This is a genomic window from Alistipes sp. D31t1_170403_E11, from assembly GCF_015553985.1.
Taxonomy (GTDB): Bacteria; Bacteroidota; Bacteroidia; order Bacteroidales; family Rikenellaceae; genus Alistipes; species Alistipes montrealensis.
This window is the reverse complement of record NZ_JADNHQ010000001.1, coordinates 369,131-390,578: the sequence shown is the minus strand read 5'-3', so window position 1 is coordinate 390,578 and position 21,448 is coordinate 369,131. Positions and strand designations below refer to the sequence as shown.

Annotated in this window: 19 protein-coding genes; 11 read left to right on the top strand and 8 right to left on the bottom strand. The window is 57.0% G+C overall.

Going from position 1 to position 21,448, the window contains the following annotated elements:
* Window positions 1–42 precede the first annotated feature (42 nt).
* The gene (locus I2E69_RS01510) at window positions 43–1,473 is read right to left on the bottom strand and encodes a DNA recombination protein RmuC (protein WP_195458382.1); all 1,431 of its coding nucleotides are present in this window, start codon (window positions 1,471–1,473) and stop codon (window positions 43–45) included.
* 180 nt (window positions 1,474–1,653) lie between these two features.
* Here I2E69_RS01510 and I2E69_RS01505 point away from each other — a divergent pair, with 180 nt between their 5' ends.
* The 5 genes from I2E69_RS01505 (at window position 1,654) to I2E69_RS01485 (ending at window position 6,410) form a co-directional block, all read left to right on the top strand.
* Window positions 1,654–3,228, top strand: coding sequence for a DUF4836 family protein (locus I2E69_RS01505; RefSeq protein WP_195458381.1), 1,575 nt, complete (start codon window positions 1,654–1,656; stop codon window positions 3,226–3,228).
* A gap of 72 nt (window positions 3,229–3,300) precedes the next feature.
* On the top strand, window positions 3,301–3,948 hold the full coding sequence (locus tag I2E69_RS01500) for an ATP-binding cassette domain-containing protein (protein ID WP_195458380.1): 648 nt from the start codon (window positions 3,301–3,303) through the stop codon (window positions 3,946–3,948).
* A complete protein-coding gene (locus I2E69_RS01495; protein ID WP_195458379.1) occupies window positions 3,945–5,144 on the top strand; it encodes an ABC transporter permease in 1,200 nt (399 codons plus the stop codon). The genes I2E69_RS01500 and I2E69_RS01495 overlap by 4 nt, the downstream gene beginning before the upstream one ends.
* A gap of 115 nt (window positions 5,145–5,259) precedes the next feature.
* Window positions 5,260–5,910: a ribulose-phosphate 3-epimerase gene (gene rpe, locus I2E69_RS01490; protein ID WP_195458378.1), complete on the top strand. Its 651-nt coding sequence runs from the start codon at window positions 5,260–5,262 to the stop codon at window positions 5,908–5,910.
* 5 nt (window positions 5,911–5,915) lie between these two features.
* Window positions 5,916–6,410, top strand: a complete 495-nt coding sequence (locus tag I2E69_RS01485; RefSeq protein ID WP_195458377.1) for a DUF4375 domain-containing protein — start codon at window positions 5,916–5,918, stop codon at window positions 6,408–6,410.
* A gap of 5 nt (window positions 6,411–6,415) precedes the next feature.
* Here I2E69_RS01485 and I2E69_RS01480 read toward each other — a convergent pair whose 3' ends face one another.
* The gene (locus I2E69_RS01480) at window positions 6,416–6,976 is read right to left on the bottom strand and encodes an HD domain-containing protein (RefSeq protein ID WP_195458376.1); all 561 of its coding nucleotides are present in this window, start codon (window positions 6,974–6,976) and stop codon (window positions 6,416–6,418) included.
* A gap of 78 nt (window positions 6,977–7,054) precedes the next feature.
* Between I2E69_RS01480 and abc-f the strand changes: the two genes are divergently transcribed.
* From abc-f to I2E69_RS01460, 4 genes are all read left to right on the top strand, one after another.
* Complete coding sequence (gene abc-f, locus I2E69_RS01475) at window positions 7,055–8,995, top strand: ribosomal protection-like ABC-F family protein (protein WP_195458375.1); 1,941 nt, start codon at window positions 7,055–7,057, stop codon at window positions 8,993–8,995.
* Between the two features lie 83 nt (window positions 8,996–9,078).
* Window positions 9,079–9,810 carry a 23S rRNA (guanosine(2251)-2'-O)-methyltransferase RlmB gene (gene rlmB / locus I2E69_RS01470; RefSeq protein WP_195458374.1) on the top strand — a complete coding sequence of 244 codons (732 nt, stop codon included), beginning with the start codon at window positions 9,079–9,081 and terminating at the stop codon, window positions 9,808–9,810.
* A 90-nt stretch (window positions 9,811–9,900) separates the two neighbouring features.
* Window positions 9,901–11,631: a DUF4153 domain-containing protein gene (locus tag I2E69_RS01465; protein WP_195458373.1), complete on the top strand. Its 1,731-nt coding sequence runs from the start codon at window positions 9,901–9,903 to the stop codon at window positions 11,629–11,631.
* Window positions 11,628–12,203 carry a M48 family metallopeptidase gene (locus I2E69_RS01460; protein ID WP_195458372.1) on the top strand — a complete coding sequence of 192 codons (576 nt, stop codon included), beginning with the start codon at window positions 11,628–11,630 and terminating at the stop codon, window positions 12,201–12,203. The genes I2E69_RS01465 and I2E69_RS01460 overlap by 4 nt, the downstream gene beginning before the upstream one ends.
* Before the next feature lie 19 nt (window positions 12,204–12,222).
* Here the strand turns inward: I2E69_RS01460 and pgtP are convergent, their stop codons facing one another.
* On the bottom strand, window positions 12,223–13,611 hold the full coding sequence (gene pgtP / locus I2E69_RS01455; protein WP_195458371.1) for a phosphoglycerate transporter protein PgtP: 1,389 nt from the start codon (window positions 13,609–13,611) through the stop codon (window positions 12,223–12,225).
* 158 nt (window positions 13,612–13,769) lie between these two features.
* Window positions 13,770–15,344: a glycerol-3-phosphate dehydrogenase/oxidase gene (locus I2E69_RS01450; protein WP_195458370.1), complete on the bottom strand. Its 1,575-nt coding sequence runs from the start codon at window positions 15,342–15,344 to the stop codon at window positions 13,770–13,772.
* Window positions 15,345–15,546: 202 nt separating this feature from the next.
* Between I2E69_RS01450 and I2E69_RS01445 the strand changes: the two genes are divergently transcribed.
* Window positions 15,547–16,341, top strand: coding sequence for a DeoR/GlpR family DNA-binding transcription regulator (locus I2E69_RS01445; RefSeq protein WP_195458369.1), 795 nt, complete (start codon window positions 15,547–15,549; stop codon window positions 16,339–16,341).
* 66 nt (window positions 16,342–16,407) lie between these two features.
* Here I2E69_RS01445 and I2E69_RS01440 read toward each other — a convergent pair whose 3' ends face one another.
* Window positions 16,408–17,172 (bottom strand): glycerophosphodiester phosphodiesterase family protein, encoded by a 765-nt coding sequence (locus I2E69_RS01440; RefSeq protein ID WP_195458368.1) that lies wholly within the window; start codon window positions 17,170–17,172, stop codon window positions 16,408–16,410.
* Window positions 17,173–17,402: 230 nt separating this feature from the next.
* On the opposite strand from I2E69_RS01440, the gene galK reads away from it, so the two are divergent.
* Window positions 17,403–18,533, top strand: coding sequence for a galactokinase (galK, locus tag I2E69_RS01435; RefSeq protein ID WP_195458367.1), 1,131 nt, complete (start codon window positions 17,403–17,405; stop codon window positions 18,531–18,533).
* A gap of 63 nt (window positions 18,534–18,596) precedes the next feature.
* Here galK and I2E69_RS01430 read toward each other — a convergent pair whose 3' ends face one another.
* The 3 genes from I2E69_RS01430 to I2E69_RS01420 are packed head-to-tail and all read right to left on the bottom strand — an operon-like array spanning window position 18,597 to window position 21,327.
* A complete protein-coding gene (locus tag I2E69_RS01430; RefSeq protein WP_195458366.1) occupies window positions 18,597–19,559 on the bottom strand; it encodes a hypothetical protein in 963 nt (320 codons plus the stop codon).
* 11 nt (window positions 19,560–19,570) lie between these two features.
* Window positions 19,571–20,098 (bottom strand): GNAT family N-acetyltransferase, encoded by a 528-nt coding sequence (locus I2E69_RS01425; protein ID WP_195458365.1) that lies wholly within the window; start codon window positions 20,096–20,098, stop codon window positions 19,571–19,573.
* Window positions 20,098–21,327 carry an ROK family transcriptional regulator gene (locus tag I2E69_RS01420; RefSeq protein WP_195458364.1) on the bottom strand — a complete coding sequence of 410 codons (1,230 nt, stop codon included), beginning with the start codon at window positions 21,325–21,327 and terminating at the stop codon, window positions 20,098–20,100. Before I2E69_RS01420 ends, I2E69_RS01425 begins: the two co-directional genes overlap by 1 nt.
* Between the last annotated feature and the right edge of the window lie 121 nt (window positions 21,328–21,448).

Below are 21,448 nucleotides of genomic sequence, written 5' to 3'. Positions count from 1 at the left end.
GGCAAAACGATGAGCCTGCGGACGTATTTTTTAGCAGAGGAACTATGCCTCGCCGCCGGGCAGCGCCGTGGGTTTTTCGGGAAGATCGTCCCCGTCCGACTCGCTGCCGGCGATTTCGAGTGTCCGCGCGGCGTGCTGCCGCTTGGTTTGCAGGCGGGCGGTCTTGCGCAGGCGTTCGCCGACGCGGATGATGTTGTCGTTGCCCGAGCAGAGGCGTTTGTGGGCATCCTCGTAAGCGTCGCGGGCCTTGTCGAGCGCCGTGCCGACCCCTTCGAGCGAAGAGGTGAAGGCCACGAGCTGTTCGTAGAGTTTCAGCCCGCAGGCGGCGATCTCCTTGGTGTTTTTGTCCTGGTCGTTGTATTTCCAGAGGTCGGCGACGAGTTTGAGCAGCGCGAAAAGGTTCGTCGGCGACGAAATGATCACCTTTTTGTCGTAGGCGTCGGACCAGATGGTCGTGTCGTTCTGCAACGCCGCGAGGAACGCCGGTTCGTTGGGGATGAACATGATGACGAAGTCGGGCGAATTGAGCCGCCGCTGGTACTCCTTGCGGCCCAGTTCGGTGACGTGCTGGCGCACCGAGGCGACGTGCGCTGCGAGATGGCGCCGCCGTTCTTCGTCGCTGTCGGCCGAGGAGTAACCCACGAAGGCCGTGAGCGAGACTTTCGAGTCGATGACGATGTCCTTTTTTTCAGGCAGGTGCAGCACCACGTCGGGGCGCAGGTTGCGTCCCTCTTCGTCCTTGATGTTGTATTGCGTCTCGTAGTGGATGCCTTTCGAGAGCGCCGAACTGTCGAGGATGGTTTCGAGCAGCATCTCGCCCCAGTCGCCCTGGACCTTCGAATTGCCTTTCAGGGCGTTGGTCAGGTTCTGGGCTTCGGCGGAAATCGTCTGGTTGAGTTCCATCAGGCGTTTGAGTTCCGATTTCAGTTCGCCGCGCTGGGAAGTCTGCGTGGTGTAAATCTCCTCGACGCGTTTGCGAAAGTCGACGATGTTTTCCCGGAACGGTTTGAGGAGGATGTCGATCGACTCCTTGTTCGTCTCCTTGAACCGTTGCGACTGCTCGCCCAGGATTTCCGTCGCGAGGTTCTTGAACTGCTGGCGGAAGCGTTCTTCGAGTTGTTCGCGTTCGGCTTTTTCGGCGGCGCGCTCCTCGGCGTTCCGTGCCCGCAGGGCCGAAAGCTCTGTGTCGGATGCAGCGCGTAGTGCCGCCAATTCGGCTTCGGTGCGTGTGCGCTGTTCGGTCAGCGACTGTATCTGTTCCTCGTACCGCAGGCGGAACTCTTTTTCGGCCGAGGCGGCCTGTTCGGCGGCGGCCAGCCGCGCTTCGGCCGCCGAAAGGCGGGTTACGGCGTCACGTTCGCGCGTTTCCGAGTCGGCGAGTTTGCGCGACTCCCGGCGCCACAGGAGCAGGACGATGACGAGGATTGCCGCGAGGCAGCAGATTGCCAGTATGGAAAGCAGGGAAAGGGTCATGGTTGTTCGGTCGTGTATTTCCTACAAAAATAACAAATTATTCCCGGAAAACGACACGCTCGTGCGGCGGATCGGAATTTTCGGGGTAATGTGCAATTTTATTTGCCCCGGAACGGCATATCCTTTCCCGAATTTTATACCTTTGCTGCTGAATAGAATATACCCTTAATTTTTTCGTTTATGAAGAACCTTTTACCCATCATCAAGTCTGCCTGCCTTGCGGCGGTGGCCGTGTTGATCGTCTCCTGCGGCGGCGGGGCCGATTACCGGAACGTCCTGCCTGCCGATTCGTTCATGACGGTGTCGGTCAACGCCGCATCGCTAATGGAGAAGAGCGGCTCGTGCGATGCCGCCCAAAATCCGCTTTTCAACCGTCTCAAGGCGGAACTGGACAAAGCGGAGAACCTGTCCGCCGAAGAGACGGAATACCTGCTTTCACTGCTGGAGAATCCCGCAGAATCGGGCCTCGACCTGAAAAAAGACCTTTTCTTGTTCATGTCGATGGGCGGCGCCGACATCAATAATCCCGAAGTGAGCGGCGGTGTGCTGTTCCCGGTCGGCGATAAGGCTAAGCTGGACGCCCTGATCGCCCGGGTCAACGAGAAGAGCGGAACCGAGACGGTGACCGAGAACGGCGTTTCCGTCGTTAAGATTGGCGAGGAGTCGGCCGAAAGCGGAGTCTGTGCCTATAATGACATTGCCTGCATGCTCTTTTTTAGGACGAACCCCTGCGGCGGCATCGAAGCGAAGGTCCGGGAACTGTTTGCCCAGAAGCAGGATCAAAGCCTGATGGGGAACAAGGCCATCGCGGCGCAACTGGCCGGGCAGAACGACGTTAACGTCGTAATGTCGTATGCCAATGCATCGTTCCTGACGAATAATCCGATGCTGAGCACGATGCCCATGATGGATATACTGAAAGGATCGGCAATGATCGGCTCCCTCAATTTCGAGAAGGGCAGTGTCGTTTGCAACGCTACGATGGCGTATAAAGACAAGGAGAGCGAGAAGAAGGCGATGGAGTATTACGCATACGTGAAACCCCAGACCGGCGACCTGCTGCGTTATGTGCCTGCCAACACCATCGGCACGGTTTCCTACGGACTCGACGGCGAAAAACTCTATGCGATGCTGGCTGCAATGCCCGGTTACGGGATGATGCTGACCAACCCGATGATCAAACAGGTAATGGATGCTTTCAACGGCGATTGCGTGATTTCGTTCTCGGGGATAACCGCTGACGGACGCTATCCGATCGGTTCGGTGCTGGCTCAGGTCAAGGACCCGGTCGTGTTGCAGACGATCGTTACGAGCCTGGCAGGCATGCCTATCCAGCAGACTGCCGAGGGCGAATATCTGTTCAGCATGGGCGATATCTCGGTGCTGTTCGGCGTGAAGGGCAACGTGTTCTATTGTACGACGGATGCTGCCGTGAAATCGGCGCTGGACGGCGTCGATTTCGAGTCGCTGGCATCGCTGGACCGCATCGTGAAAGGTAAATCCGGTACGTTCTACCTCGATTTCAAGGGCGTGAATGCTCTGGTGGCCCAGTTCGCCGGAGCGAACGATACGCCGCAGGTGGAAGTAGTGTTCTCGATTCTCGGCATCTTCGATAACATGGAAGCCTATGGTACGATGGAGGGCGGAACGTTCGTCGTCAACATGACCGACAAGGAGCAGAATGCGTTCAAGACCATTTGCGACAAAACCGGCGAACTGATTCGCCAGTACGTGCCGGAAACGGGTGATTTGTAAAAAAATACCGGTGGTAATACCGAGAAGCGGCCGTCCGGAATCGAACGGCCGCTTCTTCGAAATATGGAGTTTATGGAGTCGATAACTTTACAGCAGGTAGTGCCCGATGCGTTTGCGGACGATCCGGTTTCCCGGGAGTCGGACGTGTGGGGACGCGATGTGACGTTCCGCAAGGGGGAGTATTATCTGGTCGAAGCCGCTTCGGGAACCGGAAAATCTTCGCTGTGCAGTTTCCTGTACGGTTCGCGAAACGATTATGCGGGCCGTATCCTGTTCGGCGATGCGGATTGCCGGGCTTTTTCCGCAGCCCGGTGGGGCGACCTGCGGAGGCGGTCGCTGAGCCTGCTTTTCCAGGACCTGCGATTGTTCGGGGAGTTGACCGTGTCCGAGAACCTCGGCCTGAAAAACGAGCTGACTTCGTTTAAGACACCCGAACAGATCGGACGCCTGCTCGAAACGGCCGGGATTGCCGATAAGAAGGATACGCCTGCCGGGAAACTCTCCTTCGGGCAGCAGCAGCGCGTCGCATTCGTGCGCTGTTTGTGCCAGCCGTTCGATTTCATCCTGCTCGATGAACCCGTGAGCCATCTCGATGCCGCAAACGGCAAGATACTCGCCGGCTTGCTGCTGGAGGAGGCGCAGGCCCGGGGTGCAGGTGTAATCGTAACCTCGGTCGGCTGTCGGCTCGGGCTGCCGTACCATAAAATCCTGACGTTATGAGACTGCTCTGGAAACTGCTCCGCTGTCATCTGAGTACGGCCCAAATGGTCGGTTTCGCCCTCGCCGGGCTGGTGGGGATGACCGTCGTGCTGGGGGCCTTGCAGGCTTACCGCGATATCGTGCCGATTCTGGACCAGCCCGATTCGTTCCTGCGCGGCGACTACCTGGTGCTTTCGAAGCGTGTCAGTGCGTTCAATACGCTCGGATTGGGTAACAGCGATTTTACGGCAGAAGAAGTGGACGACCTTAGGGCACAGTCGTTTGTCCGGGAGGTCGGGGCGCTGACTGCGGCGGATTACCGGATAACGGGGTCGGTCGGTGTGGGAAGCATCAACCTTTCGACCTACCTGTTTTTCGAATCGGTTCCCGACCGGTTTCTCGACGTGGAGCCCGCCGAATGGAACTATGAGCCCGGCAGCCGGGATATTCCCATCATCATTCCGCGCAACTATGTGAACCTCTATAACTATGGTTTTGCCCGGTCGCAGGGGTTGCCGCAGATTTCGGAAGGTATCTTCCGCCGGGTAAGCCTCGGTATCGACATTGCCGGGAACGGTCGCGCGGAGCAGTTCCGGGGCCGTATCGTCGGGCTGTCGAACCGCCTGAATACGATCCTCGTGCCTGATGCGTTCATCCGCTGGTCGAACGAACGGTTCGGAACGGGGACCGGGGAAAAACTTCCGGCGCGGGTCATTGTCGAAACCGACCGTCCGGTCGATGCCGCCATCTCGGATTACCTCGCCCGCAAGGGGTACGAGGCTGAGGGCGACCGCCGCGACGACGGCAAGGCGACCCGTTTTTTGCAACTCGCGGCAAGCGGCGTGGCCGGGGTGGGGCTGGCGTTCAGCGCGATGTCGTTCTACATACTGCTGCTGAGCATTTTCCTGCTCTTGCAGAAAAACAGCGACAAACTCGAAACCCTGCTGTTGCTGGGATATGCCCCGGCGCGTGTGGCGAAGCCTTACCGGATGCTGACGTTCGGGCTGAATTTCGGAGTGCTGTTCGCCGCGTTGCTGGCCGTGTGGCTGGTGCGTTTGAGTTACCTGCCGTCGCTGGAGGCGTTGCAGGAGGGGTATCGTCCGGCAGGCATGGGCGTCACGCTGCTGTGCGGCATCGGACTTGCACTGCTGCTTTCGCTGCTGAACGGGTTGGCGATCCGCCGGAAGATCGCAGGTCTCGGCTGCGGAAAACGCTGACGGGTCGCCGGAGCGGGGGTCCGTACGAGCGGATTGTGTGTTGAAACCCCGCCCGGATATGCGGGATTCCGCGAAAAATGCCTATCTTTGTAGGTAGGAAAAAGAGAACTGCACAATGAACAGAATAGTAGCTCCTTCAATGCTCTCGGCCGACTTCGGCCATTTGGAGCGCGATACCCGGATGGTCGACGCCAGTGCGGCCGAATGGGTTCATATCGACGTGATGGACGGTGTTTTCGTCCCCAATATTTCGTTCGGCTTCCCGGTGCTGAAAGCCATTCGCAAGGCCACTCCGAAGTTCCTCGACGTGCACCTGATGATCGTCGAGCCGGAGAAATACGTTGCACGCTTCGCCGAGGCGGGCGCCGACCTGGTGACTTTCCACCTCGAGGCGACGGATGATCCCGCGGGATGCGTTGCGATGATCCGCCAGGCCGGGGCTAAGGCGGGCATTTCGATCAAGCCCGCGACGCCGGTCGAGGCCTTGCGCGGCGTGCTGCCGCTCGTGGACCTTGTGCTGGTGATGAGCGTCGAGCCGGGATTCGGCGGACAGTCGTTCATTCCGGGGTCGTTCGGGAAGATACGGGAACTGCGCGCCATAGCCCGCGAAATGGGCCTCGAAACGATTATCGAGGTCGACGGCGGCCTCTCGTCGCACAATGCCGGCGAGGTTTACGGGGCCGGGGCCGATGTGCTGGTGGCCGGCAATGCCGTTTTCGGCGCTGCGGACCCGCAGGCCGAAATCGTGAAGATACTCAGCGCCTGACGGTCATGTTCGGGTTCCTGAAAAGTTTTTTCGGGGGCGGCAGCTCCGCCCTGACACGGGAAGAGATCGGGACGCTGCCTCCCAAAAAATTGTACTTCCGGGTGCTTTACAGCCTTCCCGATGCGGAGGAGGCGAACGACGCGCAGCGCGATTTCGTCAGCATGGTGATGCTCGACGGCGAGGTGCGCAACGGCGGGTTCAACCAGTATTATTACAATATGGGCGACGAGGGCCGCAGAGCCGAACAGGCGTTTGGCAGGGCCGGAGCCGCGGACCTGGCGGAGATCGTCCGGCAGGCTAACGACTGTTATGACGCCAGCCGGGAGCGGCTTGCAGAGTTGTGGGACGGGACGATGAAGGGCTTCTCGGCCAGTTATAAAGAGAAGTTGTTCGACCGCTTCGATGCGGCCTATTACGCGGCAGTGGAGAAGAACCGGTTCCAGGCGCTTCTTGCCGGGTTCGTCCGGAGCCGTGCCGAAGAGTTTGTTCCTGGAAAATAAGACGCTTAGCGTTCGACATGCTGCGCCGTCTCTGCATCGAGCAGGCGGCGCAGTTTGCATAGCAGGTCGTCGTCGCGGAACCATTCCGCGCCGTAGCTTAGGTTGAACTCGTAGTCGAATCCGGCGGGGTTCGCACCCTGGTTGTGCTGGAGGATGGTCTCGGCCTTGTCGAGCGCCTTGACCCAGCGGGCTTCGGGTGTGGCGCACGCTTCGTACTCTTCCCATATTTCCCGGATACGGATTCCTGCGGCGTTGGGCAGCAGGACGCTCAGGCGGTCCACGGCCGACTGTTCCGCCGTGGCTTTGGCGGCGGGATCGCATTGTACGACGGCCGGAATATCCCCTTCATAGGCCTCTCCGAGGTCGTGGACCAGACACATCGACAGCACCTTCGAAAGGTCGAGTTCCGGTTTCTCGTCCGCAAGGACAAGGGCCAGCAGGGCCAGCCGCCACGTATGTTCGGCGGTGCTCTCGTGGCGTCCGGCCGAAGTGTGGGCCGAACGCAGGGTGTTTTTCAGCCGTTCGGCTTCGCGGATGAACCGCAGGTAGCGCTTCAACTTTTCCATAACAGGGGTCTGTTTCAGGTCGCAAAGATACGATATGTCGGATTAAATCGCTAACTTTGCCGTGATTTTAGATTCGCTATGATTTCACTCGATAACCTTACCGTAAGTTATGGGGGCTGGACCCTCTTCGACAATATTTCGCTGCTGATCAATCCGAAGGACCGCATCGGTCTGGTGGGTAAGAACGGCGCGGGCAAAACCACGCTGCTGCGCATCATCATGGGCGAGCAGCAGCCCACGTCGGGAACCGTGACGCCCAACGGCGACTGCACGATCGGTTACCTGCCGCAGACGATGCGCGTTGCGGATACCACGACGCTCGTGGAGGAGACCGCCAAGGCCTTCGAGGAAGTGCTCCGGCTGGAGGCCGAGATTGCGGCCCTGACGCGTGAGATCGCCGAGCGCACCGATTATGAAAGTCCCGAATACGAGCAGCTCCTGCACCGGCTGAACGATGCGCAGGATCATTACCATATCCTCGGCGGTGAGACCCGCGACGCGGACATCGAAAAGACCTTGTTGGGCCTCGGATTCAAACGGTCGGATTTCGGACGCGCCACGAGCGAGTTTTCGGGCGGTTGGCGCATGCGTATCGAGTTGGCGAAACTGCTGTTGCGGCGTCCGTCGATCTTTCTGCTCGACGAGCCGACGAACCACCTCGACATCGAGTCGATCCAGTGGCTGGAGGAGTATCTGAAGAATTACAACGGCGCGGTGCTGCTCATCTCGCACGACCGTGCTTTCCTGGATAACGTGACCAACCGCACGGTGGAGTTGTCGTTGGGTAAGATCACCGACTATAAGGTTTCCTACTCGAAATATGTCGTCCTGCGCGCCGAGCGCCGGGCGCAGCAGATGGCGGCCTACGAAAACCAGCAGCGGATGATCGAGAAAACCGAGGAGTTCATCGAGAAGTTCCGCTACAAGCCCACCAAGTCGAACCAGGTGCAGTCGCGCATCAAGCAGTTGGAGCGGCTGGACCGTCTCGAAATCGAAGAGGAGGATTTGGCGACGCTCAATATCAAGTTCCCGCCTGCGCCCCGTTCGGGCCAGATTGTGGCCGAGATCAACGAGGTCGGGATGTCGTTCGGCGCGAAGCACGTCTTCAGCGGCGCGAATTTCGTGATCGAAAAGGGCGACAAAATTGCATTGGTGGGCCGCAACGGCGAAGGCAAGACGACCCTTGCGCGCATGCTGGTCGGACAACTGGCGCCGACCGAAGGGTCGGTCCGCCTCGGGGCGAATGTCAATATCGGTTACTACGCCCAGAATCAGGACGACCTGATGGACGGCGAATTTACGGTTTACGATACGTTGGACCGCGTGGCCGTGGGCGACATCCGGACCCGTTTGCGCGATATTCTGGGTGCATTCCTGTTTCGCGGGGAGGACATCGATAAGAAGGTCAAAGTCCTCTCGGGCGGCGAACGGGCGCGTCTGTCGATGGCCCGCATGATGCTGGAGCCGCGGAACCTGCTGGTGCTCGACGAGCCGACGAACCACATGGACATGCGTTCGAAGGATATCCTCAAGAACGCCATCATGAAATACGACGGTACGGTGGTTATCGTATCGCACGACCGCGAATTTCTCGACGGTATGGTGCAGAAGGTCTACGAGTTCCGCGACGGCGGGGTGAAGGAGTACCTGGGCGGCATTTATTACTTCCTCGAAAAGCGCAAGCTGGAGTCGTTGCAGGAGATCGAACGAAAGGACGTTCCCGCCAAAACCGCGGCTCCGAAGGGTGAGGAAACGGTCGCGTCGGGCAAACTCTCCTACGAGCAGAAGAAAGAGCAGGAGAAGCAGCTTCGCAAGCTCAGGAAGGCCGTGGAGGCCGTGGAGGCCGATCTGGGGGCCGTCGAGAAGCAGATTGCGGAGTACGATGCCCGGTTCGCCGCCGCGGTCGAATACAACGAAGCCGACTACAAGGCTTACAACGACCTGAAAGCCCGCTACGAACACCTGATGCACGAGTGGGAGAAGGCTTCGTATGAACTGGAAATCGTCGAAAACGAGTGATTCCCAACTTACGAAACCCGGAATCAGCAGCGGGAAGATCAAAGGTCGAAGCCGCACAATGAATAGATAATGCTTTTACGATAATGGATAATAACCTTATTTTCGGGATTCGTCCCGTGGCCGAAGCCATTGAAGCTGGACGCCAGATCGAGAAACTCTACGTCCGCAAAGGGGCCGAAGGGCAGCTGATGCAGGAGCTGAAAGACCTTTGCATGCGCCACCGCCTCCGTTACCAGGAGGTTCCGGTCGAAAAACTCAACCGCCTGACACGCGGCAACCACCAGGGAGTCGTGGCGCAGACGGCAGCCATCGAGTATGTTCAGTTGGAAGACATCCTGGAACGAGTGCCCGAGGACGAGACGCCGCTCATCGTGTTGTTCGACGGGGTGACCGACGTTCGCAATTTCGGAGCTATCGCCCGTTCGGCCGAGTGTGCCGGGGTACACGGGCTGATCACGCCGCTGAAAAATTCGGCTCCTGTGAATGCCGAGGCGATCCGTTCGTCGGCCGGGGCGCTGACGGCGATCCCGGTGTGCCGTGTGGGGTCGGTCCGCAATACGCTCAAACAGTTGCAGTCCGAAGGATACCAGATCGTCGGCGCTACGGAAAAGAGTTGTAAACTGCTTTACGACGCCGATTTCCGCAAGCCTACCGTGATCGTGATGGGCGCTGAGGATACGGGTATCTCGAAAGAGGTGCTGAAACTCTGCGACGAGCAGCTGGCCATTCCGCTGATCGGACATATCGAGTCGCTGAACGTGTCGGCTGCTGCCGCGGTGATGCTTTTCGAGGTGGTTCGCCAGCGCATCGGGTAACCCTTTGGAAGCCCGGATCAGCGAACAGGGGCCGAAAGGCCGCGAATGAAACCTTCGGAATCCGATAACCATATAGATTCTTACAAAGCGATGAAAGCGAAATTGGAATTATACCTGCATTGGCTCCGCGAAGGGGCTGTGCGGGTCGTGCGGTCGTATCCGGTCGAAATGCTCCTTGCGCTCTATGCCTGCGTATGGTGTCTGCTGACCTACGAACTGGATTGGAGCGGGAACGACCTGTTCGAAAAACTGGCTCCCGTGCCGCTGTTCTTTGCACTGGCGCTGGCGCTTAACGTCCTGGCGGGGCGGGGGCCGTGGCGGCGGGTTTACTGGGTTTGCTGGATGCCGATTGTGCCGCTGACATTATGGAGCGGGCTTGAAGCCTGGGTGGAAAGCGCGCCTTACTTTATTTCGGTCGGCATTCTGGCGCCGCTGCTGCTCCTGCTGAGCCTTCGTGCCGTGCAGAACGACCGTTTCGTCAGCGGGGCGATTATTTGGCTGCGCTCGGGCCTGTTGGCCTTTGTATTTGTCGGTGTTGCGCTGGGGCTTTTCTACGCGATACTCTATTCGACGACCTACATCTTCGGGCTCGAGGGCAAATGGATCGAACATGTTGCGGTCTGGGCCGCTTCGATCGGCGAGACGCTGGGCGTGCCCCTGCTTTTTTTGATGATGGCCGACCGCTGGCGCGGCGCCGAATGCCGGGGCGGCCGCATCCTCGAAGTGCTGTTGAACTACATTGTGACGCCTGCGCTGCTGATCTATACCGCAATCCTCTATCTTTACATGGCCAAAATCCTCTTTACGTGGTCGCTGCCCGAGGGCGGTGTGGCCTACATGGCTTTCGGGTTCACGATGACGGCCCTCGCGGTCAAAGCGTTGCAGCAACTCTCCGAAAAGCGGATGTACGACTGGTTTTTCGACCGTTTCAGCCTCGTGTCGCTGCCCGTGCTGGTGCTGTTCTGGATCGGCGTGGTTCGCCGTACGAGTGAATACGGGCTGACCGAACCGCGCGTTTATCTCCTGGTATGCGGCTCTCTGATGACTCTCTGTGTGCTGCTGTTCCTGTCGCAGCGTACGGGCCGCTACCTGTGGGTATGCCTTGCGGCATGGGTGAGTTTTGCAGCGTTGGCTTATGTCCCGGTACTCGAACCGGAGCATGTCGCCGTGAAGTCGCAGATGCAGCGTGCGGAGCGGATCGCCCGGTCGCTCGACCGTCTCGATGCCGACGGACGGCTGATGCTGGCTCCGATGCCGCTGGCCGATACGGTTTATAAAACCGAGTATCGTCGTCTCTACGAATCGCTCGACTACATCCGGCACGACAGTGCGGCTTTCAGCCGTTTCGGCGTGAAGAACCTTGATGACTTCGCCGCAATCTTCCCGGACGGGATGCGCGATTATGTGAAGTGGGGTTATGATTATGAATACGTCTCCTCGTACGATACCGGCCGGAGGATCGACGTTACGCTGCCTGCCAATGCTTCGTTCGAAACCGTTGCGGGCTATTCGCGTTACTACACGAATTTGAACTACTGGGGCGAGGACGGTTATCGCTTTGATAACGATACATTGGGTTTTTGGCTGGGCGAAGAACAGCCGGTACTGCTGATTCCGGGTGCTGAACTGCTGAGTGCCCAGTTGGAAAAAAGCGGGTTCGTTCCTGCGGAGGATGCCGTTCCTACTGACGGGCAAACGCTCCGATTGCTCGATTACCGTACCGAGCGTTGCCGGATCGTATTCGAACGGCTGGACATCTCCCACGAAGATTCGCTTACGACCTTGTCCGGCGTGCTGGTCCATTCCCTCTGGATGCGATGACATCGGTCCATGTGCATCCCCGGTTGGGCGAGGTGACGCTCTCGCAGACGCTGCGTGCTCGCCGGATTTCGATCAGCGTACGCGCGACGGGCGTCGTGCGGCTGTCATTCCCCTATGGAGTGTCGCAGAAGCGGGCTTTGGCTTTTCTCGAACAGAAAGCCGGGTGGATCGAGGCGGCACGCGAACGGTTGTCCCGCAAGCGCGCCGCGCTGCCTGAGCAGTTGCCGCCTGCCGAAGCGAAGGCCCGCATCGAGGAGTTGCGCCGCGCCGCCAAAGCCGACCTCCCTGCACGTATCGAACGTATTGCCGCCCAGACGGGACTGAAATACGCCAAACTGACTATCCGCGCCTCGCGCACCAAGTGGGGGAGTTGTTCGGGGCAGAACCATATCTCGCTGAGCCTCTTTTTGATGACGCTCCCGGAGCATCTGCGCGACTATGTGATCGTCCATGAACTCTGCCACACGGTTCATCACAACCATTCGCCGCGGTTTCACGCTCTGGTCGACCGCCTGGTCGGAGGACGCGAAAAACCCCTTAACCGGGAGTTAAGGGGTTTCGTAATCCGTTGAGTCGCTTCGGACGGCCGTGCTATTTTTGGCCGAGCATCTCCTTTTCGTCCTTGTAGGTGAACGCCATGAAGACGATCGAGAGGAAGCAGGCTGCAATGAGCAGTATGAACGTCCAGTCCCAGCCCGCCGCGTCGGCCACCGAGCCGATCACGATATTTGCCAGGATAGCCGTGCCGAGGAAGTAGCCGAAGAATCCGGTCAGTCCGGCAGCCGTTCCGGCAGCGTTTTTCGGGGCCAGGTCGAGAGCCTGTACGCCGATGAGCATTACCGGGCCGTAGATGAAGAACCCGATGGCGATCAGCGACATGGTGACGATGACGTAATTCGACGAGAACTGCCAGTAGAGGAAAATGAATACCGCGACGATCGCCATGAAGAGGATCGTAGGGATGGCGCGCCGCCCGTGGAATACCTTGTCGCTCAGCCAGCCGCAGATCAGCGTGCCGGGAATGGCCGCGAACTCATACGCGAAGTAAGCCCAGCCTGCCTGCTTGATGTCATAACCCTGTGCATCCCGGAGGTAGGTCGGAGCCCAGTCGAGGCATCCGTAACGTACCATATAGACGAAAGCGTTGGCAATGGCGATAAACCACAGCAGTTTGTTATTGAGGACATACTTGAAGAAAATTTCGCGGGTCGAAAGCACCTCTTCCTGCTTGGCGCTGTAATTTTTCGGGTAGTCGTTGCGCCATTTTTCTACCGACGGAAGGCTGCACGACTGCGGTGTGTCGCGGATCAGCACGTAGGCCAGGATCGCGACGAAGATGGCGACGACCGCCGGGAAGAGATAAGTACCTATCAGGAAGTAGAACTCCGAGTGGTTGCCGTAGAACCAGGAGCCGAACCAGATGGCGCCGTAGACGGCCATCGGACCTACCAGCGCGCCGCCCACGTTGTGGGCGCAGTTCCAGATCGACATCTTCGTACCGCGTTCCTTGATCGAGAACCAGTGGGTCATGACGCGGCCGCACGGAGGCCAGCCCATTCCGTTGAACCAGCCCACCAGGAAGTTCAGGACTGCCATGAGGATGATGGCCAGTCGCTTGTGCTCGGGGCCGAGCAGCGTGACCGGAACGATCATGAACATCATCGACACGGCGGCCAGCACCAGTCCCAGCGGCAGGAACACCCGCGCATTGCTGCGGTCCGAGACACTTCCCATCAGGAATTTGGACAGGGCATAGGCGATGGCGTTCATCGAGAGAACGATGCTCAGTTCGCTCTGGTCGAAGCCGAGGAGCGTAAGCTCCGGAATCGCCATCGAGAAATTCTTTCGGACGATGTAGAATCCGGCATACCCGATGAAGATGCCGAGGAACACTTGCAGGCGCATGCGTTTGTATTTCGCGTCTACTTTGTCGGCCTCCATTTCCGGTTTATACGCAGGGGGTTGTAGCAATTTCCACATAGATTTAGGTTGATAGTTTTAGGGCCTTTCCGCCGTGTCCGCTGCTGCGGCTCCGACTTTACCCCAAAGCCCCTCCTTGTCGGGACGGGGCTTCGGGGATATTCGGATTTCGGGGATTAGGCGGTTTTCATTTTATTCAGGATAGGCAACCGGTGCGCCTACTTGTCTCCTGCAAAGATATAATTTTTTGCCAGATTGGTGAAACTTTCGACCTGCGCGTCGATCCAGGCTTGGTCGTGTCCCAGTTCGCGTGCCATCGTTTCGGCAACTTTCGGGGCTGCGGCCATCGCTTCGCGGGCATCGACGAACAGCAGTCGCACGCGGCGTGCCAGCACGTCCTCGACCGAGAGGGCCATCTCTTCGCGTACAGCCCAAACCACCTCGGCCAGCGTGTAGCCGTATTTCGGCGAAAGCTTTTCACCCAGCGCCGGGTTGTCCTTGATCATGTTCAGGATCTTCGGCTCGTCTGAACCGTAAACGTACATGTGGTCGGCCAGGTCGGGGTTCTTGCGGTAGCCGTGGATGTGCAGTTTCTTGGTCACGCATTTCCGCTTGGGAAGGCCGTTGATCTCGATAGCCTTGTCTACGGTGTCCTCGGCCATCAGGCGGTAGGAGGTCCATTTGCCGCCGGTGATCGTTACCAGGTTGTTGTCCGAGGTGATGATCTTGTGGCTGCGTGAAATCTCCTTCGTGCTCTTGCCCTCTTTCTTGGGCGCTGCCAGCGGGCGCTGGCCTGCGAATACCGAAAGAATGTCCTTATAGGTGGGAGCCGGGTTCATGTAAAGGCTGGCCGTGCCGAGGATGAAGTCGATCTCCTCCTTCAGCGGGCGGGGTTCCTCTTCGGGCGTGGGACGCACGATATCGGTGGTTCCGACGACGACTTTGTCGTGCCAGGGCACGGCGAACAGCACGCGGCCGTCCGAGGTCTTGGGGACCATGATCGCATAGTCGCTCTGGAGGAATTTCATGTCCAGGACGATGTGTACACCCTGGCTCGGGGTGACCATCTTGCTGTGGTCGGGGCTGTCCATGTGCATGATGTCGTCGACGAAGCAGCCGGCGGCGTTCACGACGCTGCGCGCCTTGAGGGTATACTCTTCGCCGGTGGTGTTATCGACGAACTTCACGCCGGCGACTTTGCCCGCCTCATCGTGTACGATGGCCGTTACGGTGGCCTCGTTCACGACCGTGCCTCCGTTCTCGACACAGGTCTGGGCGAGGTTGATGGCCATACGCGAGTCGTCGAACTGGCCGTCGTGGTATACGACACCGCCTTTGAGTCCCTTCTCGACCGAGGTGGGAATGTATTTCATCACCTTCTTGGCAGAGATGTATTTCGAACGTCCGTAGCCGAAGCCGAACGAAAGCATATCATAGAAGGTAAGGCCGCAGAAGTAGAGGAAATTGTCCCAGTAGCGGTAGTTCGAAATGACGAACGCCTGGTCCTTCACCAGGTGCGGGGCGTTGGCCTTCATGCGGCCGCGCTCGCGCAGCGCTTCGAGCACCAGCATCACGTCGCCTTTCTGCAGGTAGCGTACACCGCCGTGCACGAGTTTGGTCGAACGGCTCGACGTGCACTTTGCGAAGTCGGTTTTCTCCAGACACGCTACGCTCATTCCGCGTGTGGCTGCATCGACTGCAACGCCGAGTCCGGTTGCACCGCCGCCTACGACTACCATGTCCCAGATTTTGCCCTTCTCGGACAATTTTTTGATTTGTGACGCTCTTTCCATAGTATCTGTTTGTTGATTCATTTCGTTTCGGAACAAAAGTACAAATGATTTTGGCTATTTCAAAATAAAATAGCTTTTATTTTGAAATATTCTGATGGCCTGGATTATTTCTTCCGGGAAGGAAAATTATCGCGGTGAAATGTGTGTATTTCGAATAATTTTCGTATATTAGTACTTCTAAACACTAAAATTTAAATTGCGCATGAATAAATCAGGCGAAGAACCCCTTTTGAGCCTTCCGGAGCGGCACAGCCGCATTCTGGCGCTGTTGCAGCAGAACGGTTCGATTTCGGTGACGCAACTCTCCGAACTCTTCAAGGTTTCGGAAGTGACCATCCGCAAGGACCTGTCGTACCTCGAACAGCAGAAGAAGCTCTACCGTACCCATGGCAGTGCCATCCTCATAAGTCCCTATATCAGCGACCGTCACGTCAATGAGAAGGAGAAGAAGAACGTGGCCGAGAAGCGTGCCATCGGTGCTGCTGCCGCTGCGCTCATCTCGCAGGACGATTCGATCATCATCGCTTCGGGAACGACGATGGCTTTCCTGGCCCGCGAGATCAAGCCTATCGGCCACCTGACGGTCATCACGGCGGCAGTCCCCGTGACCCAGATCCTTTCGCAGCACGCCGATGTGGATGTCCTCCAACTGGGCGGTATCACCCGCAGCAGTTCGGTGTCGGTCGTAGGACCCTTCGCCGAGTCGATGCTGCGCAACTTCAACTGCAGCAAACTGTTCGTCGGTGTAGACGGCATCGACACCGAGTTCGGGCTGACGACGACCAACATGCTGGAAGCCTCGCTGAACGATGCGATGATCAATGCCGCGCAGAAGGTCGTGGTGTTGGCCGACTCTTCGAAATTCGGCCGCCGCGGATTCAGCAAGATCTGCGACCTGGAGGCGGTGGACCGCATCATCACCGACAGCGGCGTGCAGCCACTTTACCTGGACCGCCTGCGTGAGCGCGGCATCGAGGTGACGGTGGTGGATGTCTGAGACATACCTATAATATAAAAAAGAGCGGCAAAATAATTTGCCGCTCTTTTTTATGATTCGAAGCCTTTATTTCTTCAGCAGAGCCTGCAGGCGTTCGGGGTAGTCGGTGGTGATGTAGTCTACACCCAGGTCGATGAAGTATTTCATATCCTCCTCTTCGTCCACGGTCCAGACGTTGACTTCGAGTCCCAGGTCGTGGGCCTGCTTCACCCATTCGGGGTTATTGCGGAGCACTTTCATCGAGTAGTCGATGCCGGCCAGTCCCAGTTTCTTGATGCTCTTGGGGGCCAGGTCGCCGTTGAGGTAGTAGATTTTGGTGTCGGGAATAAGCTTCTTGAAAGCCATGCAGGCGTTGATCGAGAAGGCGATGATATCCGTCTGGTCCAGTACACCGTACTTTTTGAGCTGCTTGACGATCTTCGCGGCTGCGAGGTCCTCGCGGTTGTAATCCGAAAGAGACTTCATTTCGAGGATCAGGCGCGTGTTGGGTTTCGAGGCCACGAGTTTGAGGTAGGCGTCGAAGGTGGGAATGTTTTCGCCGTTGGGCAGCTTGATGGCCGTGATCTCCTTGGCGGTGGATTTCTCCATGTCGACATTCGTGCCTTTGTAAACGCGGTCGTGGTTGACGATCAGTTTGTTGTCGGCAGTGAGCCATACGTCGATCTCCGAACCGAAAACGCCGATGGCGTCAGCCTTGGTGAACGATGCGATCGAGTTTTGCGCCGATTCGGGTGCAGTCCAGTAACCGCGGTGCGAAATTACTTTGGGTTGTGCGACGACGGCGCCTCCTGCGAGCAACATGGCGGCGGCCAGAATAAGGTTTTTTGTCATATCGTTTGAAATGTTAGTTGGTAGCTTCTGAAACGAAAGCATTACAAAGTTAGTAAACATTTCCGGATTTACAAGTCGAAAGGCGGCCGAAACGATTACTTTCATCCTGTTGATATGGGTTTTTATTGGTTTCGGATATGCAATTTTCGGGCGGAAAATGCGGCGATAAGCGGATTTTTTTCTATCTTCGTATGATTTATCAGCTAATCATAACTTAAAACCTCTCGATAATGAAAGAAAAAGTCAGCAAGAAATTTTCGGAACTTTACGGTGAAGGCGCCATTCTGTTCGCATCCCCGGGCCGCATCAACCTGATCGGTGAGCACACGGACTACAACGGGGGTTTCGTTTTCCCGGGCGCTGTCGACAAAGGCATCGTCGCTGCGATCAAACTCAACGGCACGGATAAAGTTCGCGCCTATGCGCTTGACCTGGGCGAAAGCTCGGAATTCGGGCTGAACGAGGCGGACAAACCGGCCGAAAGCTGGGCTCGTTATATTTTCGGCGTGTGCCGTGAGGTGCAGAAGCGCGGCGGTAAGATCGGCGGTTTCGACACGGTATTTGCCGGCGACGTTCCGCTGGGCGCTGGCATGTCGTCGTCCGCGGCTCTGGAGTCGACTTACGCTTTTGCACTCAACGACCTTTATAACTGCGGCATCGACAAGTTCGAACTCGCCAAGATCGGCCAGTCGACCGAGCACAACTATTGCGGCGTGAACTGCGGCATCATGGACCAGTTCGCTTCGGTATTCGGCAAGAAAGGCAACCTGATCCGCCTGGACTGCCGTTCGCTGGAGTATGCCTATTTCCCGTTCGATCCGAAGGGCTATAAGCTGGTGCTGCTGGATTCGCGCGTGAAGCACGAACTGGTAGGTTCTCCCTACAACGACCGCCGTGCTTCGTGCGAGCGCGTTGCGAAGGTGCTGGGCCAGGAGTTCCTGCGCGGCGCTACGATGGCACAGTTGGATGCCGTCAAGGACCAGATTTCGGAGGAGGATTACAAGCGCGCGCGCTATGTGATCGGCGAGGAAAAACGAGTGCTGGATGTGTGCGACGCGCTCGAGAAGGGCGACTATGAAACGGTCGGCAAGCGCATGTACGAAACCCACTGGGGCATGTCGAAGGACTACGAAGTGTCGTGCGAGGAGTTGGATTTCCTGGCTACGGTTGCCGAGGAGTGCGGCGTAACGGGTTCTCGTATCATGGGCGGCGGTTTCGGCGGCTGCACGATCAACCTGGTGAAGGACTCCCTCTACGATAAGTTCATCGCTACGGCAAAAGAGAAGTTCAACGCGAAGTACGGCCACGAACCGAAGGTCTACGACGTGGTGATCTCCGACGGCTCGCGGCGGCTGGAGTAAACTCCGGTGTTTGCTATAAAATACCCGGCTGGAAACCAGGCCGGGTATTTTGGTTTTTATAGGTTAATAAGAAATTCCGAATTTCCCGTTTTTATAGTCGATGACGATTGTCCGGTTCAGAAAATACCGGTTACCGATGATTCCCCAGACTTTCGCTTTGTTCAAATCGTCGTCGTCGATATATTCGACTTCATATATCGGACACGAATCGAAAACGATTGGCCCCAATCGTACGGCTCCCTTGATCTTGTAACCGTACAGTTCGATCCGCTCCGCTCCATATCCGAGCAAGAGGGTATCGGTACAGCACTTTGCATCGATGATTTTAGATATCTTTGATGGTGTGGAAAGCAATGGGAACATATTGCAATCAGTTTCGAAGATCACGTTGCGGGTTGATCCGGCAATTTTCAAAGGCAGGATTACTTTCGGATAATCCTTGCTTTTTCTGATGTCGACGAAATAGAACTTCTCTTTCCACGACTCGGCTATTTCGTTGAGTCGGCATAGCCGTTCATTCGGGTAGTCGATGACAAGGACTCCATCGGCGAAAAAGTCCGTGGCGATAGTGGCGATTCGTTTTTCAGACTTTGCTGACAATGAATCTGCCGCTGTATACAGGTAATTGTAGAATAGAGGTATGTCTGTTTCTGGAAAAACGATTTCCCCGAGCGTTAATTCAATCTTTGTCAGGAATGGACAAAAAATGTCTTGGATGTAAGCGATGCGTGTTGTGTCGATACGCTGTTTTAGGGCTGGGTATTTTTTTAAACAGCGGTCGAATGCATATCCATTGAGCATGGTCCTCGCCATGGAATTTAAATTGATTAGCGCCTCGAATTGCTGCGAAATTCCTGTGATTTTTACAGGAATTGAAAATTGAGTTTTCTCTGGGATGCCTTTATTCGGATTCTCGGGTTCCCAGGTGAAAGGTATCCATGGAAGACTGTCATCTGCGCCGGGATTATGAGCATAGACGGTCAACGTCAAAAACAGTATCCCCAATACGGCTTGCAGGTATTTCATCGTGGATACGATTACAGTATTTTTTGCAGTATCACCTCGTCGTGATAGCCGTCGGGCCGCCACATCCAATCGCGTTTGACGCCGACTTCGATGAATCCCGCGCCGCGGAACAGCCGCAGACTCGCTTCGTTGTCGGCTCCGACGTTGCACCAAAGCTGGTGAACGCGCAGCGTGTCGTGCGTATAACGGCAGAGGGTTTCCAAAGCGTCGGAGGCGTAGCCCCGGCCCCGGTTGCTCTGCTCGTAGATGAGGATGCCGACGCCCGCCCGGCGATGGATCGGGTCGTATTCGAACAGGTCGATCGCCCCGACCGGCTTGGCACTCAGCAGTGTTTCGACGATCAGCCGCAACTGTCCGTCGCAGAGAACCCCGATGATGTTCTGGTGTCGCTCGACGAAACGCTGCATCTGGTAGTGCGAAAAAGGCTCCGTCGTGCCGCTGACCGCCCAGATGTCGTAGTCGTTCTCCCACTCGTACATCAGGTCGGCGTCTCCCGGTTCTACGGCCCGCAGCCGTATGGTGCGGCCTTCGATATTCATTACAGTCCGATGATCTTGTTGCGGATAAGCATCGCCACGCCCCAGGCGTTGGCGTTTTCGGTCATCTTCGACACGCGGAACTTGGTGTCCTTGTACACCAGGTTGAGCGAATACTTGTTGGTGGCCGACTTAAGGGGCAGCATGATGTAGTCGCCTGCCGCCGCGAGGTTACCGCCCACGATGACGGTCTCGGGATTGAACGTGTTGATCAGGAACGCCACCGCTTTGCCGACCTTCTCGCCGGCCTCCTCGATCAGCTCGATCGAAAGGTTGTCGTCGTTTTTGGCCGCCGCGATGATGTCGTCGATGTGGATGGTTTTCTGCTGGTCGTATTTCTCTTTGAGGATGGTGTTCACACCTTTCTGAATCAGGTGGCACATCTTGTCCTCGATGGCGATACCCGAAACCTCGGTTTCGAGACAGCCTTTCTTGCCGCACGAGCAGATGATTTCGTTGTCGAAGAAGGGGATGTGGCCGAACTCGCCCGCGAAGCCGCTCTTGCCGTAGTAGAGCTGTCCGTCGACCACGATGCCGATGGCGACGCCGCGGCCCATGTGGAGGTAGAGCACGTTGCTCTCGTCCTTGGATTTGCCGCAGGTGTACTCGGCGTAGCAGCGTGCCCGGGTGTCGTTTTCGAGCAGTACGCGGATGCCGACACGCTCTTCGAGTACGTCGCGCAGCGATTGCTCGCTCGATGTGAAATATTTGTAGCTGCGCCCCGTTTCGGGATTCACACGGCCCGACATGCAGACGCCCAGTCCGAGAATCTTGCCGCGGTCGATACCGCACGTGCCGATGAAATTCTCGATTCCCGAGCAGATGCGCTCGAAGCACTGCGGACGGTCCAGGAGTTCGAACGTAAAATCGTTCTCCTCCTTGATGATGTTGTTTTGCAGGTCGGTGATCATGAACCGCATGTTGTCACGGCCGACGTTCACTCCGGCAAAATAGATGGCCGAGTTGGCCAGGCCGAAGATGTTGGGGCGTCGTCCGCCCGGGGTCTCCACCTTGCCCAGGTCGGTGACGATGTTCTCGTCGACCAGTTCCTGGACCAGCTTGGTGATCGTCGGAACGCTGATGTGAAGCTCCTTCGTTAACTCCGAGAGCGTGCATTCGCCGTTGACGGCCATGTGCGCAATAATGTTGCGCTTAATAATGCTGTTCTTGTGCGTAATGCCCTTCAGGGCATCGTCTTCGTGCTTGTTGAAAAACTCGGTCAGTGATGTCATCCTTCCAGTCTCATTTTTAACTAACTCTGCAAATATAATAAGTATATTTAATAAATGCAACAAGTTATTAATAAAATTTAATAAATTTTGTTTTAAAATGAGATAATAAAAAATAACGCCC

What these genes read in the sequence shown, in the direction of transcription:
- I2E69_RS01510 (WP_195458382.1), bottom strand. Translation starts at nt 1,473, where the DNA reads ATGACCCTTTCCCTGCTTTCCATACTGGCAATCTGCTGCCTCGCGGCA.
- I2E69_RS01505 (WP_195458381.1), top strand. Translation starts at nt 1,654, where the DNA reads ATGAAGAACCTTTTACCCATCATCAAGTCTGCCTGCCTTGCGGCGGTG.
- I2E69_RS01500 (WP_195458380.1), top strand. Translation starts at nt 3,301, where the DNA reads ATGGAGTCGATAACTTTACAGCAGGTAGTGCCCGATGCGTTTGCGGAC.
- I2E69_RS01495 (WP_195458379.1), top strand. Translation starts at nt 3,945, where the DNA reads ATGAGACTGCTCTGGAAACTGCTCCGCTGTCATCTGAGTACGGCCCAA.
- rpe (WP_195458378.1), top strand. Translation starts at nt 5,260, where the DNA reads ATGAACAGAATAGTAGCTCCTTCAATGCTCTCGGCCGACTTCGGCCAT.
- I2E69_RS01485 (WP_195458377.1), top strand. Translation starts at nt 5,916, where the DNA reads ATGTTCGGGTTCCTGAAAAGTTTTTTCGGGGGCGGCAGCTCCGCCCTG.
- I2E69_RS01480 (WP_195458376.1), bottom strand. Translation starts at nt 6,976, where the DNA reads ATGGAAAAGTTGAAGCGCTACCTGCGGTTCATCCGCGAAGCCGAACGG.
- abc-f (WP_195458375.1), top strand. Translation starts at nt 7,055, where the DNA reads ATGATTTCACTCGATAACCTTACCGTAAGTTATGGGGGCTGGACCCTC.
- rlmB (WP_195458374.1), top strand. Translation starts at nt 9,079, where the DNA reads ATGGATAATAACCTTATTTTCGGGATTCGTCCCGTGGCCGAAGCCATT.
- I2E69_RS01465 (WP_195458373.1), top strand. Translation starts at nt 9,901, where the DNA reads ATGAAAGCGAAATTGGAATTATACCTGCATTGGCTCCGCGAAGGGGCT.
- I2E69_RS01460 (WP_195458372.1), top strand. Translation starts at nt 11,628, where the DNA reads ATGACATCGGTCCATGTGCATCCCCGGTTGGGCGAGGTGACGCTCTCG.
- pgtP (WP_195458371.1), bottom strand. Translation starts at nt 13,611, where the DNA reads ATGTGGAAATTGCTACAACCCCCTGCGTATAAACCGGAAATGGAGGCC.
- I2E69_RS01450 (WP_195458370.1), bottom strand. Translation starts at nt 15,344, where the DNA reads ATGGAAAGAGCGTCACAAATCAAAAAATTGTCCGAGAAGGGCAAAATC.
- I2E69_RS01445 (WP_195458369.1), top strand. Translation starts at nt 15,547, where the DNA reads ATGAATAAATCAGGCGAAGAACCCCTTTTGAGCCTTCCGGAGCGGCAC.
- I2E69_RS01440 (WP_195458368.1), bottom strand. Translation starts at nt 17,172, where the DNA reads ATGACAAAAAACCTTATTCTGGCCGCCGCCATGTTGCTCGCAGGAGGC.
- galK (WP_195458367.1), top strand. Translation starts at nt 17,403, where the DNA reads ATGAAAGAAAAAGTCAGCAAGAAATTTTCGGAACTTTACGGTGAAGGC.
- I2E69_RS01430 (WP_195458366.1), bottom strand. Translation starts at nt 19,559, where the DNA reads ATGAAATACCTGCAAGCCGTATTGGGGATACTGTTTTTGACGTTGACC.
- I2E69_RS01425 (WP_195458365.1), bottom strand. Translation starts at nt 20,098, where the DNA reads ATGAATATCGAAGGCCGCACCATACGGCTGCGGGCCGTAGAACCGGGA.
- I2E69_RS01420 (WP_195458364.1), bottom strand. Translation starts at nt 21,327, where the DNA reads ATGACATCACTGACCGAGTTTTTCAACAAGCACGAAGACGATGCCCTG.